Raw genomic sequence first — 17,206 nt, forward strand, 5'->3', positions numbered from 1 at the left:
ATACAATGATGATACAGTCTCCCGTTTCCACCTACAGGGTGCAGTTACATAAAGATTTTACATGCAATGACCTGGAGCAATTGATTGACTACCTGCACGCATTAGGAATAAACACCGTATATGCGTCACCGTTATTTTCCGCCACACCCGGCTCACAGCATGGGTACGATGTAACAGACCCACAGCGGATCAATCCTGAAATAGGTACCCTGGAACAATGGGCCCGTGTCCGGGACAAGCTGCAGCAGAAAGGCATGCGCTGGCTGCAGGACATTGTGCCCAATCACATGGCCTTCAGCATGGATAATCCTTATTTGTTTGACGTGCTGGAACGCGGGCAGCGGTCGCCCTGCTACCACTTCTTTGACATAGACTGGGAGGCCGGTAAACTGATGGTGCCCTTCCTTGGAAAGCCTTTGCAGGCGGCGATTGCGCTGGGAGAGATCTCCCTGGTACTGAAGAAGAAAGGTTTGCTGTTGCAATATTTTTCGCAGACATATCCCTTATCTGTTTCATCTTACGCTTTATTAACGGAAGGGCTGCTGGCCTACCGGGATGTGGATGCGCTGGAAGCCCTGCTTATCCACCTGAAAGAGGTAGATGGGCTGCCCCTGGAGCAGTGGCGGCAGGCCCGTGATGAAGGTTTTGCAACATTGGCAAATGATGAAAAGATCCACAAAGCCATTGCCCGTTTCAACGACAACAAACCCGCCATGCAACAGCTGGTGGAGGCGCAATATTACCGCCTTGCGCATTGGCCGGAGGCCGCACAGGCCATTAATTTCCGCCGCTTCTTTACGGTAAATACCCTGCTGGCGGTGCGCATGGAAGATGAACAGGTGTTTGCTGATTACCACCGCTTTATTAAACATCTCTATGACCAGGGCTTTATCAACGGCTTGCGCATTGATCACATAGACGGCCTGCAGGACCCCGCGCAATACCTGCAACGGTTGCGCACATTATTTGGAGACAATTGTTACATCATCGCGGAAAAGATCCTGGAGGCAGGGGAGGTCCTGCCCGCAAACTGGCCGCTGCAGGGTACCAGTGGTTATGAGTTTTTATCGCATGTAAACTGGCTGCTCACCAACACGGACGGGGCCAAGACGCTGGTGCAGCAATACCGGCAGTTGCTGCCAGCCGTAACCAGCTACAAAGACGCGGTCTACAACAACAAAAAACGCATCCTGGTAAACTTTATGGGAGGGGAGTGGGAAAACCTTACCGCGATGGCCTACGATCTGGACCTGGTGCCGGCCGGCGTACACCGGGAAACGTTTAAACTGGCCCTGGCGGAGTTCATGATCTGCCTGCCCGTGTACCGTTTATACCCTGGGCAATTTCCGCTGCCGGCAGCGGACCTGGAGGTGGTGCATGTCACTGTGCAGGCGGCCCGGGAGCAGGGCATTGCCAGTGTGTTTGAGCTGAACCTCATTGCCAGCTGGTGGCAGTACGATGGGGCGGATGCCCTGCGGTCCGCCACCATCCTGCGTTTCCTGCAACGCATGATGCAATTCACCGGTCCCCTTACCGCGAAAGGCGTGGAGGATACCACGTTCTACCAATACAATGCACTGCTCCCGCACAATGAGGTAGGTGATAGCCCGGACCAGTTGCAATTCAACACAGACCAGTTCCATAGCCTCATGCAGGCCCGCCTGCAACAAATGCCGGGCGCCCTGAACACCACCTCCACACACGACACCAAAAGGGGGGAAGACGGCCGCCTGCGCCTGAACCTGCTCACCATGCACACCGGCGAATGGGAACAACTGGTAGCCCGCTGGCAGGCCACCAGCCAGTCCGTGTTGCAGCAGGTGGATGGCCAGCCCGCGCCCACCGCAAACGATGCTTATTTTATTTACCAAAGCCTGCTGGCCGGCTTTCCGCCGGAAGATGATAACACCGGCGATTTTGCAGACCGGGTTTGCCAATATTTCATCAAAGCGGTGCGCGAGGGGAAAGTCAATAGTAACTGGGAACAGCCTGATGAAGCCTACGAAGCCGCCTGCCAGGCCTTTATCCGCACCTTCCTGGATGCCGGGCAGCCTTTCCTGCACACGTTCCTGCCTTTTGCCCACAAGCTCATGCAGGAAGCCGGGCAGTTCTCCCTCTCGCAGGTGGTGCTGAAAGTGACCGCTCCCGGCGTCCCCGATGTATACCAGGGCTGTGAGCTGTGGGACCTCAGCTTTGTGGACCCGGACAACCGCCGCCCGGTGGACTTCAATATCCGGCGGGAACATTTGCAGCGGCTTCAAACCCTGGACAGTAAAGGATTTGAAGCCGTAAGGCCTTACCTGGAGGCCCACCGCCGCCACGGCGTGGAAAAAATGTACGTGCTCTGGAAATCGCTGCAGGCGCGGAACGCCAGCCCGGAACTCTTTGCCACCGGGGCCTACCAGCCCATTGCGGTGCCGCAGGGCTACCTGGCCTTTACACGCCAGGCCCCGGACCGGTGGGCCCTGGTAGTGGTGAGCCTGCCAGGTGCCAGGGCAGAAACCATTTCCCTGCAACTGCCGCCTGGCGCCCCCGCCACCTGGAAAAACGTTTTTACCGGCCAATCACTGGATACAGTGGGCAGATTGCCCTTAACAGTTGTATTACAGGACTTTCCGGTGGCTATCCTTGTGGGGTCTGTTCAATAAACAGGCGGGGCCGTGGCAATTAGCTTTTGTTGGATAACTACAAAAGCATATATTTGTTAGAATTAAATATCGTGATAATGGCCACTTTTTTGCAATCTCCGTTTTTGTTCCTGGGGGAAATGAATGGTAAAGAGATCATTCTGATACTCCTGGTAGTTTTATTACTGTTCGGCGGTAAGAAAATTCCTGAGTTGATGCGTGGTTTGGGTAAAGGCATCAGTGAATTTAAAAACGCAAAGGACGGCGAGGCTTCCAAGTCTTCCGTTTCTGACAACAACCAGAACAACGCCTAACACCCCGCGCCCCGGCGCCGGATATAAAAGCTTTCAAGGCTAATGCAAAGTGATTTGCTTTAGCCTTTTTTTGTGCGCTATCAACCCCCATCATTGCACCAGCCCTTTTTTTGTACTGCGCTATCAACCCCCATCATTGCACCAGCCTTTTTTTGTGTACTGCTCCATCCAGCCCCGCATCCTGCGGACCAATACCTGCGGCCGCGCCACCGGCAACTGCTGCCATGCCTCCACCGGCTCCAGGTCCAGCAAAAGTGTACCCCCTGTGATCTCATTAGCGTCGTACAGTTCGTCCCAGCACCGCTTTACCTGCGGGCTCCGGGCAATGATATATTGCAGCAACCGGTCATCTTCCACGCAGATGGTGCCCAGCAGCTTCTGGGTAATAAGCTCAAAGATCCGGGCATCGTTTTGTCTGTTCATCGGCGGTACGGATTGCTGTCTGGAATAGAAAGGTGAAAGCTGGCAGGCATCACACACCGCCGTGCAGGACAGGTGCACGCGGTGTACGGGTACATCGATCAATTTGTTCGTATAGGTTCCGGCCGCACGGTGCAATAATAGCGGGGAAATTGATCCCAATATTACAATCGAAAGGCGGGTTAACAGTTAATACATGGTTAATGACTCACACTGTACCACTGCCGCATCACCCCATCCAGTCCCTGGGCGCTGGCCTGGATCATAGTGCACAGGCTGCGCAGCTGGCGGGCATCGTCCGTTTGCTGCAGCACCGTTACCAGCCCCATAAGGTTGGCCAGGTGACGCCGCGTTTCGTGGGAAGGCATATCGATACGCGGCACATCGCAGGCCAGCAAGGGGCGGCCCGCTTCATCCAGGCAGGCGGTGAGGTTACTGCCCATGCAATACACGCCCCGGATATGGCCGGTATCATCCCGGAGGGCCTGGCATTCCCACTGCGTCAGCACATAATCACCGTGCCGGTCCGCCTTGCGTACCATCAGTGGAAACAACTGTTCGGGGTACTGCATGCACTGCAGGCGGGTGGTGCGCGCAATGGGCATGTCCTCGGGATGCACCAGCGCGTCAAAAAGCTGTCCCAGCAAGGAATTGCCCGAAGGGCCAAAGGCCTGTGTATAATGATCGTTGGTAAAAGTGTAAGCACCCTCCAGCCCCATGCTGATAAGGTAGTAGAGATTAGATTGGGCTAACTGGTCCTTTAGATGGTCAAACTGTAGCATGAATGGATATATTTCAATAGGGATTAAATTGGGATTAGGGCGCACAGCCATCAAACACAACAACAAGGTACAATAATTATTGCCTCAGCGGTGTTAACCCCGCAAGAATTGCAAATTGTTTAATCGTGCCGGTGACACTACAAAAGGGGTAGTAGGAATATGACAACGGGCACGCCTGATAACCAGTGGGATAGTACTGCGGCCTGTGAAAAAACGCGTTATGGCCGAAATCGCCGGGCACAGAAATAACGTAGCCTGCGTAAAATATTATCTAATTTGGACCGTCTTCTCTTAACAAACTTATTACAGCATGTACACCATCCTCGGCGCCAATGGCAGCATAGCAAATGCACTTAGCACCCTCCTTATTGAAAACCAGCAACCGGTACGCCTGGTAAGCCGCAATCCCCAGCCCAAAGCAGGCGCAGAGACCATGCAGGCAGACCTGCTGGATGCCGCCCAGACCAAAGCCGCCGTACAGGGCTCTGAAGTAGTATTCCTCCTGGCGGGCCTGCCGTATGATCATAAAATATGGGCCGTGCAGTGGCCGAAGATCATGGACAACGTGATAGCCGCGTGCCAGGCTGCCCATGCAAAGCTGATCTTCTTTGATAACGTATACATGTATGGCCCGGTAGATGGACCGATGACGGAGAACACTCCTTACCGCCCCACCAGTAAAAAGGGAAAGATCCGTGCGGCCATTGCCACAAAGCTGATGGATGAAGTGATAGCAGGCCGCCTCGTGGCTTCCATTGCGCGCTGCGCAGACTTCTACGGGAAAGGCGCTGATAAAACCGGCATCCTCAACATCCTGGTGACCAACAACCTGGCCAAGGGTAAAAGTGCGCAATGGATGGGCAGCGTAAACTTCGTGCATTCGTACACGTATGTGCCCGATGCCGCCAGGGCATTGCTCCTCATGGCGAAAGACGAACTGGCCTGGAACCAGGTCTGGCATTTGCCTACGGCCAAACCGGCCCTCACCGGTAAGGAATACATAGAAAAAGTAGCCGCCCTCACCGGCGCCAAACCCAAATACATGGTGCTCGGCAAATTCATGCTGCAGCTCTTCGGCCTCTTCTCCACGCCCATGGCCGAACTGGCGGAAATGATCTACCAGTACGACCGCCCTTATATCTTTGACAGCACCAAGTTTGAACAGCATTTTAATTTCCAGCCTACCAGCTACGATGCGGGCCTGAAAGCCGTGCTGGAAAAATAAAAAGAGGATCGGTACAGGTGAATGGTTAAACGTGAACGGCTAAACGTTATGGCGCAGCCATCGTGTTTACAGCTCTCACCATTAACCTGTAACGTTTAACCCGTTATCTTTGCCGCATGAAATGGATGTTAGGATTGGCCATGATGCTCTGCAGTATTACCATTGCAAAGGCGCAGACAGACAGTACTTCCGTACCCGCGGCAGATTCTTTGCCGGCACACCGTCATAGTTTTTTTCCTATTCCCGTGCTGGGTTACTCACCGGAAAAAGGATTGGAAATAGGGGCTGCCATGCTGTATTCCTTTTATGCGGATCACCGCAACCCGGGCGTGCACACCCGCAATTCCACCCTGTATCTTATTCCGGCCATCACCACGGAGCACCAGTATAAAATAGACCTGCGCACGGAGATCTGGACGCGGGAGAACTTATGGCATTTCCGCGGGGGATTGCGCTACCAATACTTTCCTTTCTACTTCTATGGCCTGGGCGATACCACGCATGCGGCAGATAAATCGCTGGTGGACAACCGCCGTTTCCGTGTCCAGTTTGATGGGGAGCGCCGCATCACCGGTCATTTCTACGCCGGCATTTCCCTGGCCTTCCAGGATGATGAATATAAGGCGTCCGATAATAAAGGTATTTATATGACCATGCCCCTGCACTACAAAAGCGGCGGGCACGAACTGCTGGCCGGCATCACCGCGGTGTTTGATAACCGGGATAACCAGAACTACACCACCCACGGCACTTTCCTGCGGCTGAACCTGGCCAATGCGCTCAACTTTGCCAGTTCCCAAACCGTGTACACGGTAGACCTGCGGGGCAACCAGTTCTTTAGCTTATCGAAGAAAAGTGTGATCGGATTAAATGGGTATTTCCGTTCCGTGCAGGGCGATCATATTCCCTTTTATTTACTGCCGGAACTGGGCAGCGATCAGATCATGCGGGGCTACTACACGGGCCGTTACCGCGATCAGAACTACCTGGCCGGCCAGGTGGAATACCGCTATCTCGTAGATCCAAAAATCAGGGTGAAGCTGGGTAAATGGGACATGCACCCAAAGTTTGCGCTGGCCGCCTTTGCCGGTGCGGGCGATGTGTTCAATAACCACAATTTTGACCTGGGAAATTTTAAGCCCAGCTTGGGTGCAGGTGTCCGCTATTTCTATGACGAGCACGCAAAACTCACCGTGCGCATAGACGCAGCTGTAGGAGAGAAGCGGCCCGGGGAAGCCCGCCAGAAGGGCCTTTACCTGTCGCTGGCAGAAGCGTTTTAAGCCTTCAGCCGCAGCGCGGCCAGGTATTTATCAATGTATTCCTGCTCGTATTTGGAACGGTACTGCATAATGAAGCGGGGATGCTCCAGCGGTACCAGTTTTTTAAAGAATTTATATTTTTCATTGGCCTGCTGCACAAAAGCGGCATTCTTTCCCGTGCCCAGCACATAACCTACTTTACGGTCAATGCCCCATTCCAGTTGCTCCTGCAGCTTACTGATCATGAAATCATACACCAGCGAGGTAAGTTCCCTGGTGTCGTAGTAATTGTAATTCACTTCCCGGCCTTTGCCCTTATCCATCACAAAGCCCAGCGGGCACATAGACGTGAAATAAAAGTGCCTGCAGAATTTCTTCAACCCGCCGTAAGCATCGATCATGTCGTGCACGAACACGGCAGACTGCTCATGCGTTTGCAGCCCGCCCTGGAAGCTGATCCCGGCCTTTTCGGTGAGGCGTTTGGTATCCGTAAAAGGCACCCCGGTAACACCCGCGCCAAAGCGCCCGGGATTGATGCCTACCAGCATGCGGCGCTCACCGTTATCGTTATAGAACTTGCGGTAAAACTGCTCCATGATGCCGCGGGCTTCCTGTCCTTCTTCAAAAGGGTACATCATGCGGATGCCCGCCGGCAGCCGGCCTGTAAAGTGGAGGTGCGTGTTGAAATCAATTACTTTTTCGCCAAAGGTCATGGGCACAAGTTACGCATGACGGTCATCAATGTGGCAACTTTTGCCGTACTTTTCCGTACACCCAGGTGCCTGCAATAGCACTCAGCAGGGTTACGGTCACCACGGTGGCACCCGTGCCTATCTGTGCGTACAGCGGGCCGGGGCAGGCGCCGGTGAGGGCCCATCCAAAGCCGAAACACAGCCCGCCCAAGATCTGCCCTTTGTGAAACGATTTCACCGGGAAAGTGACCGGCTGCCCGGAAAATGTTTTTACGCGGAAGCGCTTAATGATCCACACACTGATCATACCCGTAACTACCGCGGAGCCGATGACGCCATACATATGGAAGGATTGTAAGCGGAACATTTCCTGGATGCGGAACCAGGAGATCACTTCGGCCTTGGTAAGCACAATGCCAAAGTAAGTGCCTGCCAGGATGTACATCCACCATTGTTTTTCCCATCCGCCGGGCACCTTGCTGGTGGCGGCTTCCCGGGCTACTTCAAAATCTGTTTCCTGCATTATTCAGAAAAATTTAAAGGCTTAAGATAATAGGAACCACCAGGTTGGCCACCAGGAAACCGCCCGCCATAAAGCAGCAGGTAGCCACCAGGGAGGGCCATTGCAAATTAGACAGGCCCATGATAGCATGCCCGCTGGTGCAGCCACCTGCATAGCGGGTACCAAAGCCCACCAGGAAGCCGCCCACCACCATCAGGATAAAGCCGCGCAAGGTGAGCAGGGCCGGCCAGTTAAACAGTTGCACCGGCACCAGCCCGTCAAGGTTGGTAATGCCATGTGCGGCCAGGCTTTCCGCCAGTTTAGGATGCAGTACCACCGGCTCGGGATTGTGCAGCAGGGTAGCCGCGATCATACCACCCAGCAGGATGCCGAGGGCAAAGAACAGGTTCCAGGACTCCTGTTTCCAGTTATACTTAAAGAATTCAATATCGCCGGGCATGCAGGCCGCACAGATGTGGCGCAGCGTGGATGAAATGCCAAACTGCCGGTTGCCCAGCAGCAGTAACAAAGGCACGGTAAGCCCGATCAGTGGCCCCGCCACGTACCAGGGCCAGGGGGAGGAGATGGTGTGGAGCATGTAAAGTGGTGTTTGTCTTGGTTTTTTAAGTCTTAGGTCCTAGGTCTTAGGTGATGTTTAAAAAGATAAACGTCATTGATGCAAACTACGAAGAAAGGGATACCACAAGCGTGACACCCCTTACGCGAAATTAATTAAATAAATAAGGCACTGCTCTTAATACCCAGGACCTAAGACCATTCTTTACCCTACATGCTGCTGCAATACCTGTAACAACTGGTGGGCCGGCATCACGCCACTCTGGCGCCACAGGAGCTTGCCTTCTTTGAAAAGCATCAGCGTAGGCACGCCACTGATCTGCCATTCCTGCGACAGTTTCGGGTTCTTGTCCACGTCTATCTTCAGGATGCGCACTTTATCGCCGGTTTTGGCTTTTACGTCTTTTAAAATGGGAGCCAGCTGTTTACAGGGCCCGCACCATTCCGCGGAAAAGTCCAGCAGCACCGGGGTACTGCCCTGCAGGATGGCCTGCAGTTTCTGATCGGCCTGTTCGGATGTATGCATAAAAATTATTTTAGTGTTTGTACCCATTGTTGTTACAAAGTCTCTGCCAGTCCGTATTTCCGGCCCTTATGGCAGTCTGCTGGATTTGCTAAAAAAATTGGCAAAAATACCTATCTTCGCTGCCTGACTACCCAATAAGAGAATGACACCCACGCATACATTAGACCTGAGCAATGAAACCTTTACGCTGGCCGCCAATTTCGTGATGAACACCACCCGGCACATGTTCCTCACCGGTAAGGCTGGCACCGGCAAGACCACCTTCCTGCGCTACGTGCGGGAAAATGTAAAAAAGAACACCGTGATCGTAGCGCCCACCGGCGTAGCAGCTATCAATGCGGGCGGAGTTACCGTGCATTCCTTTTTCCAGCTGCCCTTTGCCCCATTCCTGCCGGAAAGCAATGGCCTGTTCCAGGGCGGTCCTCCGGGCGGTAGCAACCACCCGTTATTGAAGGGGCTGCGCATTGGCGCGGAAAAGAAAGCCCTGATGCTGGAAATGGAATTGCTGATCATTGATGAGGTGTCTATGCTGCGGGCGGACATGCTGGATGCAATGGACCTCATCCTGCGCCATATCCGCAAGCAGCCCGTGCAGCCTTTCGGGGGCGTACAGGTGGTCTACATCGGCGACCTGTTCCAGTTGCCGCCGGTGGTGCCGCCGGACCAATGGGAACTGCTGGCGCCGCATTATCCCAGCCCATTCTTCTTCCATGCCTGGGCGGTGAAGCAAAACCCGCCATTATATGTATCCCTCCAAAAGATTTACCGACAAAACGACCGGTTGTTCATAGACCTGCTGAACCGGGTGCGCAATGCGGAAGTACAGCCGGCAGACCTGGCCGTGCTGAATGAACGCTACACGGAAGACTTTGACCAGGAGCAGCACAAGGGCTACATTACCCTTACCACGCATAACAGTAAAGCGGAGTCCATCAACCTGGATGCACTGGAAGCCCTGCCCACAGCGCTGCATACGTTTGAAGGCCGTATCACCGGCGACTTTTCAGACAAGAACCTGCCCAATGAAATGACGCTTTCGCTCAAGGAAGGCGCCCAGGTCATGTTCCTGAAAAATGACACGGAGAAAGTACGGCGCTTTTACAATGGCAAGATCGGCGTGATCCGGAGCATTGATAAAAAACGCATCGTAGTAGGCTTTGAGGGGGAAGATACGGAGCTGGAAGTGGAGGAGGAGACCTGGCGGAATATCCGTTACCATTTTAACGTGCAGACCCGCCGCATTGAGGAAGAGGAGATCGGCACCTTTACCCAGTACCCTATCCGCCTGGCATGGGCCATTACCATCCACAAAAGCCAGGGCCTTACGTTCCAGAAAGCCGTGATCGATGCGGGCGATGCTTTTGCCGCCGGGCAGGTGTACGTGGCGCTGAGCCGCTGCGTGAGCCTGGAAGGCATGGTGTTGCGTAGCCGCATTGGGGCCGGTGCTATTTATACCGATGCGGAAGTAATGGCCTTTGCCCGCCAGGAATCCGGTGTGCAGGAATTACACAACCAGTTTTCCAATGAGAAACACCGCACGCTGGTGCACCGGTATTTGTCGTTATTCCAATGGCAGTTCATCACGGATTACCTGCAGGACCAAAAGGCCAAAACCCAGATGAAAAGTTTTCCCGAGCGCCAGCCCGCCATTGCATTTTTCAATGACCTGATCGTGAAGGCAGAAAAGCAACAGGCGGTGTCAGAAACTTTCCAGCGCCAGTTGTTACAGTTGCTGCAACAAACGATTGCCACCGGCGATGCCACCCAGCTGGAAACCAGGCTGCAGGCGGGTTTGAACTATTTCAGGAAGATCCTCGATGAAGAATTGATCCAGCCCCTGCATGCACATGTGGAAGAGATGAAAACCAAAACGGGTGTGGGCCGTTACCTGGTGCAGCTGGAGCCACTGGAAGAATTGCTGCACGGGAAAATGCGGCGGCTCATGGCACCGGATGAAGTGCCGGTAGCGGAAGCATAACAATCATTTCACATCGTTTAAGCCCCGCAAACCCAATCAGCGTGCGCTTTTCCGCGCAACGTTGTATAGCGCATTCTACATTTTGACGCGCAGATGCACAACCCGCAGTGTTGTTGGTATGCGCCCCGTTGCAATTCATGGCTGGCCTGTTGTTTGTGCGGAAAAACACAAAACAGTTAAACTATGAAAAAGACTTCCGCAAAGAACACGACCAACCGTTCGGCCAAAGCAACGGGTGGCCGCGCTTCCGGCAGGACGCAACGCGCATCCGCCAATGCCAGAAGTGCTGCTGCCGGTAGTCGTAAAGCTGCCACTTCCCGCACAGGTACGGGAAGCAAACCCACCGCCAAAAAAGCCACTGCAAAAGCTGCCGCAAAACCCAAATCCAAAGCAGCTGCCAGTTCAAGATCCAAAGTAGCTGCAAAACCCAAGGCTGGAACCGCCGCCAAGGCCGCTCCTAAAAAAGCAACATCCCGCAGTACGGTGGCCCGCCGCGCCGCACCCAAAACGCCAGTGCGCAATAGTCGCAGTGCCACCCGCAAACAAGCCAGCACTAAAGACCTGCTCCTGGAATTGTTCCATGATGAGATCAAGGACATTTACTGGGCAGAGAAAAATATCATCAAAGCCCTGCCCAGATTGAAAAAGGCCGCCACCTCACCGGCGCTGCAGGCCGCTTTCGATGCGCACCTGGCCCAGACCCGGGAGCACGCCAGCCGCCTGGAAGAAGTATTTAAAAAGCTGGATAAAAAAGTGCAGGCCAAGAAATGCGATGCCATGGAAGGCCTCCTGAAAGAAAGCGAATCCATCATCAGCGACACCGAAGCCGGCACTGCCACCCGCGACGTAGGCCTCATCCTGGCCGCACAGAAAGTGGAGCACTACGAGATAGCTACCTACGGAGGCCTGGCACAGCTGGCCCGCACTTTGCGCCTGGGTGACATTGAAGCCCTGCTGGAAACTACTTTACAAGAAGAAAAAGACACCGATATGAAACTCACTAACATCGCAGAAAACCATGTAAACTACGATGCCCTTGCAGAGAGCGAAGGCTTCCAATCCGCCACCAGCAACGTTTTCATAGCGGTCGAGGCCAACGTGGGCGGGGAGGAAGATGATGCTGACGAAGATGAAGAAGAGGATATTGATTTTGAGGAAGCTGACATTGACATAGACGAAGACGAGGAGGATGAAGAGGATGAGGACGACTATGAAGACCTCGATGAAGACGAGGAAGAAGAGGATGATGAACAGCGCTGAGATACATATCCATTATAAAGCGAAAACCTACCGGCGGGGCATTTGCAACGCCGGTTTTTTATTTGGTACACATCATTCCGCCACCTTGATTCAACACCATTCCCGTGCAGGCTTACACCGCTTTCCAATATCTTTGTGTAAAGCCCGTTCCCATGGAAGCTCCTACGCGAAATTTTACGATCATCAGCCCCACCGCCAGGGCCTTGCTGCTCATGAAATCTGTGACCCGCATTCCTTTTGCGCATGCCGCCGCAAAACTCGTCGCATCGCCCGCGGAAATGGACGACATTGAGCACCAGCTCTCCAACCTGAGTTTCCTGCGCCGGGTGCTGCATTTTGAAAACCGCTACTGGACCACCGAACAATTATACCGCCGCCAGCCTACCAGCAACGTGCTGGAACTATGCGCCGGTTATTCCTTCCGCGGGCTGCTGCATGTTACGCAGGCACCGGTGCATTACGTAGATACAGACCTGCCGGATGTGATAGCCACCAAGCGCCTGCTGGTAACACAGTTGCTCCAGGACCAGTGCCTCTCCGTGCGTGGTCCCCTGCATTTACAGCCCCTCAACGCCCTGGACGAAGTTTCTTTCTGGCAGGCCATAGACCTGCTGCCCGCCGGCCCGCTCACCATCCTCAATGAAGGCCTGCTCATGTATCTCAATGAAGCGGAGAAGCGCCAGCTTTGCGGCATCATTCATAAAATACTGGAAGTGCGGGGCGGCGCCTGGATCACCGGCGATGCGTATATACAAAGGGATACCAGTGCAGACCCGCCGCCCAATGACGAACAAAGCCTGCAACTGGCGGCCTTCCTGGCCTATCATAATATTGAAGAGAACAAATTTGCCAGCCTGGAAGCGGCAGAAGCATTCTTCAACAGCTGTGGCTTTGTAGTGAAAGACCGGATGGCGGTATCGTGGGAAGACCTGTCGCTGTTGCCCCGCATCAAAGCCCTGATGCCCCCGGAAGCACAACGTACAAAAGGGGCCTGGAAATTGCGGGAAAGCTGGCGCCTGGAAATAGGTTAACTTTCAACAAGAGAATGTGTCATAAGTGCAATGAATAGCTGTTTTGTGAATACGTTGAATCTTTACATTTGATAGACCAAAAAAATCTGCATCATGCTTACTCTCGATGGCATCCAGTCCTTGCTGGGACAGGAATCAGACTCCTTATTACAACACACCTGCAACACCATTTCCAGGAATGATCTTTACCTGCCTGGCCCCAGTACGATCGAAGATGTATACCTGGGCAGCAACCGCAATCCCCAGGTATTGCGCAGCCTTGGCCAGTTGTTTAACCATGGCCGCCTGGCCGGCACCGGCTACATGTCTATCCTGCCGGTAGACCAGGGCATAGAGCACAGCGGCGGCGCCTCCTTTGCAAAGAACCCGGAATATTTCAATCCGCTTAATATCACCAAACTGGCCGTGGAAGGTGGCTGCAATGCGGTGGCCACTACGTTTGGCGCACTGGCGCTGGCTTCCCGTCATTACGCGCACAAGATCCCCTTCATTGTAAAGATCAATCACAACGAGCTGCTGACCTACCCGAATAAATTTGACCAGGTGATGTTTGGCACCGTGCGTGATGCCTGGAACCTGGGCGCCGTGGCCGTAGGTGCCACCATTTATTTTGGTTCTGAACAGTCGGACCGCCAGATCGTGGAAGTGTCCCGCGCATTTGAAGAAGCCCATAGCCTGGGCATGGCCACCATCCTGTGGTGCTACCTGCGCAATGATGCCTTTAAGAAAGACAAGGATTACCATCTTTCCGCCGACCTGACCGGGCAGGCTAACCACATTGGCGTTACCATCCAGGCGGATATCATCAAGCAAAAGCAACCGGAAAATAATGGCGGTTACAAAGCCCTGAACACCGGCAGTTCCAGCTACGGCAAACTGGATGAACGCATCTACACCCAGCTCACCACGGACCATCCCATAGACCTCTGCCGCTACCAGGTGGCTAATTGCTACATGGGCCGCATAGGCCTCATCAACTCCGGTGGCGCCTCCAGCGGCGACAAGGACCTGGCCCAGGCCGTACGCTCCGCCGTGATCAATAAACGCGCGGGTGGCGCGGGATTGATCTCCGGCAGAAAGGCTTTCCAAAGGCCCATGAAAGAAGGCGTGGAGATGCTGAATGCCATACAGGACGTGTACCTGGAAAAGCAGGTAACGGTGGCATAGTGCATTGCCCCGGGAATGCCGGGCGCAAAGAGCAATGTCCTTAAAAGGGGACAAACCCGGCGCGATGTTCAAAAAGAAACTCCTTAAAATAATAAGTGCCCCGGCGGCCAGCCGGGGCACTTATGCATACTAATAACTTAATATAAATTCTTTAAAAATATCTATGCTTCTCCCCGAAGCGTCATTTCAATCTGCTGCCGGGTGTCAGTTGTAAATCCCTCAAGTTCGATCTTGGGATGCTGATCCAGGTTGATGCAGATCTTACCGTCCTCGTGGGCCATCAGGTCTTCCAAGGGCTCCAGTAAGGCAAATAGCAGGTTTTTGGCTGATTCGGCCAACTGATTGAGGATAGAGTCTTCCATCTGGAAGTACTCCCTGTTTTTGAAGGAGTAGGTTACTTGTACCATGTAAAAAAGGGTTTCGGATACACTAAATGTTAAATGACGTCTCTGAGATAAAGATATAAAAAACATTAAATTATATAAATTTATATCTCTTAAATTTTGGAGAAAGCCTGTTGATGGTGGATAACTGGGGTGGGCTTCACATAGAATTAAGCCAAATCAGCCTATTTCTGTTAATATTCAGTCAGGTTTTCGGTTTATCTTTCGGCACTAAAAATTTCCAGCAGGCCTATGCGTTCGGTTATCTCATTTACGCTCCTCTTACTTTTTTGGATTGTTAATCCGTTTTTTACGGTAGCACAAACAATGCCCGATCCCATACTGAAGTGGTCGCCAGACGGGCACTACCGCTACCAGGCCATGGGTACCTCCATCCTGGCTATCCAATTGTCCACCGGTGAGCGGACCGTGAAACTCAAAGATATTACACCCCCAGGCAGCGCCACAGCACTCCGTATTCGTGATTTTGCATTCAGCAACGATCAGCGGAAAGTACTGCTGTTTGCCAACAGCAAGCGGGTATGGCGTTATGAAACCCGGGGTGATTATTTTGTATATGATACGGCTACCAGGCAGGTGCAACAACTTGGGAAATCACTCCCCGCATCGTCCCTCATGTTTGCAAAATTCTCCCCGGACGGTTCCAAAGTAGCCTACGTGAGCGATCATAACCTCTACGTGGAAACCCTGGCCACCGGCGAGATCCGCCCGCTGACCACCAATGGCACCCGCCACTTCATCAACGGCACATTTGACTGGGTATATGAAGAAGAAATGTCGTGCCGCGATGGCTTCCGCTGGAGCCCGGACGGGCAGTCCATTGCCTATTGGCAGCTGGACGCTACTAACACGCGCGACTTCCTCATGATAGACAACACAGATTCCCTGTATTCGTTCACCGTCCCGGTGGAATATCCGATTGCCGGGCAGGACCCCGCCGCCGCCCGCATCGGGGTGCTGGACCTGGCCTCCGGCAACACTACCTGGATGCAGCTCCCCGGCGATGCGCACCAGCACTACCTGCCCCGCATGGAGTGGGCGCCCGGCGGGCACCAGCTCATTGTACAGCAGCTGAACCGGCGCCAGAACGAAAGCAGGATATTCCTGTGCGACGCGGCCAATGGGAATGCACATGCGGTGTACACAGAGACTGATAGCGCCTGGGTGGACATCCGCGCCGGCTGGGACGCTGATAACAGTACCGGGTGGGACTGGCTGCAGAACGGGAAAGCATTTGTATGGGTAAGCGAAAAGGATGGATGGCGTCATGCCTACCGCATAGGCCTGGATGGCAAGGAAACCCTGCTGACGCCCGGCAACTATGACCTCATCCGCATTTGCAAAGTGGACGAGAAGGCAGGGCTCATTTATGCCCTGGCATCTCCGGAAAACGCAGGCCAGCAGTACCTCTACCGCATTCCCCTGAAAGGAGGCCCCGCGGTGCGCATTACCCCGGCCAACGAGATGGGCACGCACAATTACACCATAGATCCTTACGGCGATTACGCGGTACATGAATTCAGCAATTATTACTGCCCGCCTGCCACGGAATATGTGCACCTCCCGGACCACAAAAGCGCTAAAGGTGAAGTGGAAACCGCTCTCCGCGACAATAAAGCCGAAAATAACCCGCTGACATTCTTTAAAGTGACCACACCGGAGGGCGTGGTGCTGGACGGGTGGATGAAAAAGCCGGCCAACTTTGACCCCGCTAAAAAATATCCCATCCTGTTCTACGTGTATGGTGAGCCCGCAGGCGCCACTGCCAAGGATGAATATGGTGCCGGCAAGAACTTCCTGTACCAGGGCAGCATGGAAGCAGATGGCTACATCTACGCTTCCATGGATAACCGTGGTGCGCCGCTGCCCAGGGGCCGTGCATGGCGCAAGGCCATTTACCGCAACATAGGCCGCCTCAATGTGCACGACCAGGCTATGGGCGCCAAGGCACTCATGGAGCAGTATCATTTCATCGACACCAGCCGCGTGGCCGTATGGGGCTGGAGTGGGGGCGGCAGCAGTACACTGAACCTGTTGTTCCAGTACCCGAAGATCTACAAAACCGGTATTGCTATTGCTGCGGTAGGAGACCTGCGTACGTATGATAATATTTACCAGGAGCGTTACATGGGCATTCCGCAGGAAACCATGGCAGACTATGTAGCCGGATCGGCGGTACACAATGCACGGTACCTGGAAGGCAACCTGCTTTACATTCACGGTACCGGCGATGATAATGTGCACTACACCAACGCGGAGCGCCTCATTAATGAGCTGGTGAAGTATAACAAGCAATTCCAGCTGATGTCTTATCCAAACCGCTCCCATGGCCTGTCTGAGGGTGAAGGTACCTTCCGCCACCTCACCACTTTGTACACCACTTACCTGCGGGAACACTGTGCGCCCGGTGGCAGATAATTTTATAAACGAACGACCTAAATCA

General features: G+C 53.7%; 16 protein-coding genes. 9 read left to right on the plus strand and 7 right to left on the minus strand.

All coding sequences use genetic code 11. The features are described from left to right. Nucleotides 1–5: 5 nt before the first annotated feature. Together treY and tatA are read left to right on the plus strand one after the other, a co-directional pair. Nucleotides 6–2,648 carry a malto-oligosyltrehalose synthase gene (gene treY, locus DCC81_RS22715; protein ID WP_108688955.1) on the plus strand — a complete coding sequence of 881 codons (2,643 nt, stop codon included), beginning with the start codon at nucleotides 6–8 and terminating at the stop codon, nucleotides 2,646–2,648. A 77-nt stretch (nucleotides 2,649–2,725) separates the two neighbouring features. Beyond that, complete coding sequence (gene tatA, locus DCC81_RS22720; protein ID WP_394337126.1) at nucleotides 2,726–2,941, plus strand: twin-arginine translocase TatA/TatE family subunit; 216 nt, start codon at nucleotides 2,726–2,728, stop codon at nucleotides 2,939–2,941. Nucleotides 2,942–3,064: 123 nt separating this feature from the next. Here the strand turns inward: tatA and DCC81_RS22725 are convergent, their stop codons facing one another. Beyond that, nucleotides 3,065–3,364 (minus strand): hypothetical protein, encoded by a 300-nt coding sequence (locus DCC81_RS22725; protein ID WP_133177773.1) that lies wholly within the window; start codon nucleotides 3,362–3,364, stop codon nucleotides 3,065–3,067. Between the two features lie 197 nt (nucleotides 3,365–3,561). Continuing rightward, nucleotides 3,562–4,143, minus strand: coding sequence for a PAS domain-containing protein (locus DCC81_RS22730; protein WP_165806701.1), 582 nt, complete (start codon nucleotides 4,141–4,143; stop codon nucleotides 3,562–3,564). Nucleotides 4,144–4,453: 310 nt separating this feature from the next. Here DCC81_RS22730 and DCC81_RS22735 point away from each other — a divergent pair, with 310 nt between their 5' ends. Beyond that, nucleotides 4,454–5,368 carry an NAD-dependent epimerase/dehydratase family protein gene (locus tag DCC81_RS22735; protein ID WP_108688958.1) on the plus strand — a complete coding sequence of 305 codons (915 nt, stop codon included), beginning with the start codon at nucleotides 4,454–4,456 and terminating at the stop codon, nucleotides 5,366–5,368. A gap of 116 nt (nucleotides 5,369–5,484) precedes the next feature. Continuing rightward, complete coding sequence (locus DCC81_RS22740; protein WP_108688959.1) at nucleotides 5,485–6,648, plus strand: BamA/TamA family outer membrane protein; 1,164 nt, start codon at nucleotides 5,485–5,487, stop codon at nucleotides 6,646–6,648. Here DCC81_RS22740 and DCC81_RS22745 read toward each other — a convergent pair. From DCC81_RS22745 to trxA, 4 genes are all read right to left on the minus strand, one after another. Further along, complete coding sequence (locus DCC81_RS22745) at nucleotides 6,645–7,340, minus strand: uracil-DNA glycosylase family protein (RefSeq protein ID WP_240613051.1); 696 nt, start codon at nucleotides 7,338–7,340, stop codon at nucleotides 6,645–6,647. The two genes, DCC81_RS22740 and DCC81_RS22745, sit on opposite strands and share 4 nt — an antisense overlap. A gap of 25 nt (nucleotides 7,341–7,365) precedes the next feature. Beyond that, entirely contained in the window at nucleotides 7,366–7,842 is a 477-nt protein-coding gene (locus tag DCC81_RS22750; protein ID WP_108688961.1) for a DUF6691 family protein, read from the minus strand. 13 nt (nucleotides 7,843–7,855) lie between these two features. Then, the gene (locus DCC81_RS22755; RefSeq protein WP_108688962.1) at nucleotides 7,856–8,419 is read right to left on the minus strand and encodes a YeeE/YedE family protein; all 564 of its coding nucleotides are present in this window, start codon (nucleotides 8,417–8,419) and stop codon (nucleotides 7,856–7,858) included. 183 nt (nucleotides 8,420–8,602) lie between these two features. After that, nucleotides 8,603–8,923: a thioredoxin gene (trxA, locus tag DCC81_RS22760; protein ID WP_108688963.1), complete on the minus strand. Its 321-nt coding sequence runs from the start codon at nucleotides 8,921–8,923 to the stop codon at nucleotides 8,603–8,605. A 142-nt stretch (nucleotides 8,924–9,065) separates the two neighbouring features. Between trxA and DCC81_RS26010 the strand changes: the two genes are divergently transcribed. The 4 genes from DCC81_RS26010 to DCC81_RS22780 all read left to right on the plus strand — a co-directional run bounded on the left by DCC81_RS26010 (nucleotide 9,066) and on the right by DCC81_RS22780 (nucleotide 14,359). After that, nucleotides 9,066–10,901 (plus strand): ATP-dependent DNA helicase, encoded by a 1,836-nt coding sequence (locus tag DCC81_RS26010; protein ID WP_108688964.1) that lies wholly within the window; start codon nucleotides 9,066–9,068, stop codon nucleotides 10,899–10,901. A 183-nt stretch (nucleotides 10,902–11,084) separates the two neighbouring features. Further along, complete coding sequence (locus DCC81_RS22770; protein WP_108688965.1) at nucleotides 11,085–12,161, plus strand: YciE/YciF ferroxidase family protein; 1,077 nt, start codon at nucleotides 11,085–11,087, stop codon at nucleotides 12,159–12,161. A gap of 152 nt (nucleotides 12,162–12,313) precedes the next feature. Then, complete coding sequence (locus DCC81_RS22775) at nucleotides 12,314–13,192, plus strand: hypothetical protein (protein WP_108688966.1); 879 nt, start codon at nucleotides 12,314–12,316, stop codon at nucleotides 13,190–13,192. Nucleotides 13,193–13,285: 93 nt separating this feature from the next. After that, nucleotides 13,286–14,359: a class I fructose-bisphosphate aldolase gene (locus DCC81_RS22780; protein WP_108688967.1), complete on the plus strand. Its 1,074-nt coding sequence runs from the start codon at nucleotides 13,286–13,288 to the stop codon at nucleotides 14,357–14,359. A 161-nt stretch (nucleotides 14,360–14,520) separates the two neighbouring features. Here DCC81_RS22780 and DCC81_RS22785 read toward each other — a convergent pair whose 3' ends face one another. Then, a complete protein-coding gene (locus DCC81_RS22785) occupies nucleotides 14,521–14,766 on the minus strand; it encodes a hypothetical protein (protein ID WP_108688968.1) in 246 nt (81 codons plus the stop codon). 303 nt (nucleotides 14,767–15,069) lie between these two features. On the opposite strand from DCC81_RS22785, the gene DCC81_RS22790 reads away from it, so the two are divergent. Continuing rightward, on the plus strand, nucleotides 15,070–17,181 hold the full coding sequence (locus DCC81_RS22790) for a S9 family peptidase (protein WP_108688969.1): 2,112 nt from the start codon (nucleotides 15,070–15,072) through the stop codon (nucleotides 17,179–17,181). The last annotated feature ends 25 nt before the right edge of the window (nucleotides 17,182–17,206 follow it).

It is taken from the genome of Chitinophaga parva (assembly GCF_003071345.1).
Lineage (GTDB): Bacteria > Bacteroidota > Bacteroidia > Chitinophagales > Chitinophagaceae > Chitinophaga > Chitinophaga parva.

Bases quoted from the DNA above. Each gene is read 5' to 3' on its own strand.
- treY (WP_108688955.1), top strand. From the start codon at position 6: ATGATGATACAGTCTCCCGTTTCCACCTACAGGGTGCAGTTACATAAA.
- tatA (WP_394337126.1), top strand. From the start codon at position 2,726: ATGGCCACTTTTTTGCAATCTCCGTTTTTGTTCCTGGGGGAAATGAAT.
- DCC81_RS22725 (WP_133177773.1), bottom strand. From the start codon at position 3,364: ATGAACAGACAAAACGATGCCCGGATCTTTGAGCTTATTACCCAGAAG.
- DCC81_RS22730 (WP_165806701.1), bottom strand. From the start codon at position 4,143: ATGCTACAGTTTGACCATCTAAAGGACCAGTTAGCCCAATCTAATCTC.
- DCC81_RS22735 (WP_108688958.1), top strand. From the start codon at position 4,454: ATGTACACCATCCTCGGCGCCAATGGCAGCATAGCAAATGCACTTAGC.
- DCC81_RS22740 (WP_108688959.1), top strand. From the start codon at position 5,485: ATGAAATGGATGTTAGGATTGGCCATGATGCTCTGCAGTATTACCATT.
- DCC81_RS22745 (WP_240613051.1), bottom strand. From the start codon at position 7,340: ATGACCTTTGGCGAAAAAGTAATTGATTTCAACACGCACCTCCACTTT.
- DCC81_RS22750 (WP_108688961.1), bottom strand. From the start codon at position 7,842: ATGCAGGAAACAGATTTTGAAGTAGCCCGGGAAGCCGCCACCAGCAAG.
- DCC81_RS22755 (WP_108688962.1), bottom strand. From the start codon at position 8,419: ATGCTCCACACCATCTCCTCCCCCTGGCCCTGGTACGTGGCGGGGCCA.
- trxA (WP_108688963.1), bottom strand. From the start codon at position 8,923: ATGCATACATCCGAACAGGCCGATCAGAAACTGCAGGCCATCCTGCAG.
- DCC81_RS26010 (WP_108688964.1), top strand. From the start codon at position 9,066: ATGACACCCACGCATACATTAGACCTGAGCAATGAAACCTTTACGCTG.
- DCC81_RS22770 (WP_108688965.1), top strand. From the start codon at position 11,085: ATGAAAAAGACTTCCGCAAAGAACACGACCAACCGTTCGGCCAAAGCA.
- DCC81_RS22775 (WP_108688966.1), top strand. From the start codon at position 12,314: ATGGAAGCTCCTACGCGAAATTTTACGATCATCAGCCCCACCGCCAGG.
- DCC81_RS22780 (WP_108688967.1), top strand. From the start codon at position 13,286: ATGCTTACTCTCGATGGCATCCAGTCCTTGCTGGGACAGGAATCAGAC.
- DCC81_RS22785 (WP_108688968.1), bottom strand. From the start codon at position 14,766: ATGGTACAAGTAACCTACTCCTTCAAAAACAGGGAGTACTTCCAGATG.
- DCC81_RS22790 (WP_108688969.1), top strand. From the start codon at position 15,070: ATGCCCGATCCCATACTGAAGTGGTCGCCAGACGGGCACTACCGCTAC.